General features: G+C 61.8%; 1 pseudogene. It reads right to left on the reverse strand.

Going from position 1 to position 516, the window contains the following annotated elements:
* Positions 1-447 (reverse strand): annotated as a pseudogene (locus tag ACG02S_RS26225) (IS5 family transposase); the annotation flags it as partial.
* Positions 448-516 lie beyond the last annotated feature (69 nt).

A 516-nucleotide genomic window follows, 5' to 3' on the forward strand; every position in this document is an offset into this window, starting at 1 on the left:
CCACGGCCGTCCACCAGCAGGTGTCTCTTGCTGCCCTTTTTTTTCCCGATCCGTCGGGTTGGGGCCTGCGGATTCCTGAGCCAGTGGCGCCTTCATCATGGCGCCGTCAACGCTCTGCCAGCGCCAGGAGATGCCCTGCATCTGGTCGTACTCAGCCAAGCCAGCCTTCCACACAGCCTCAAAGAAGCCGGCGGCCTCCCACTCGAGAAAGCGCTTGTGAATGGCGCTCGCGCTGCCGAAGCGCTCCTTGGGTAGCGCCTTCCATTGGCAGCCGGTGCGCAGCACGTAGACGATCGCCTCAAAGACCAGCCGAGCTGGCTTCGCCGGCCGGCCAGCCCCCGGCTTTCGCAAATAGATTCTGTCGGCGGCAGAGCGCACCGGAACCAGCGGTTCAACACGCTGCCAGAACTCGTCCGTCACCGCCCATGACTCAGCACGTTTCGCCAAGGTTTCGATCCAACACCGCGCCCAATGCGGCTCGGAACGGTAGTTTATCTATTTACGGATAAGTTCTAA

The organism is Pelomonas dachongensis (assembly GCF_043555865.1).
In the GTDB taxonomy this organism is placed as follows: domain Bacteria; phylum Pseudomonadota; class Gammaproteobacteria; order Burkholderiales; family Burkholderiaceae_C; genus Pelomonas; species Pelomonas dachongensis.